Origin of the sequence: Streptomyces sp. GbtcB7, assembly GCF_019091445.1 — a bacterium.
Taxonomy (GTDB): domain Bacteria; phylum Actinomycetota; class Actinomycetes; order Streptomycetales; family Streptomycetaceae; genus Streptomyces; species Streptomyces mirabilis.
On record NZ_JAGXJM010000715.1, the window covers coordinates 1 to 232 of the forward strand.

General features: G+C 79.3%; 1 pseudogene. It reads right to left on the bottom strand.

Annotation, left to right across the window (positions count from 1 at the left end):
* Positions 1–232, bottom strand: a pseudogene (locus KVT44_RS57330) (pyridine nucleotide-disulfide oxidoreductase); the annotation flags it as partial.

Below are 232 nucleotides of genomic sequence, written 5' to 3' on the forward strand. Positions count from 1 at the left end.
GTGCCGCGTCGAGCAGACCACGGCTGCTCGAGATCATGACCTCCGTCGGGGGCCAGCGCCGCAGCCAGCCCTGCGCCCTCAGGGAGACGCATCCGGTGGGCATCGGGATCCGGCGGGCGCCCGCGGCCAGCCAGGCGGCGGTCACCCCCCGCCGGCGCCCCTCCCTCGCGCGGGCGCCACCCGACAACAGCAGATGGGCGTGCCGGGCCTGCGGGGGGCCCCTCCGCGGCGC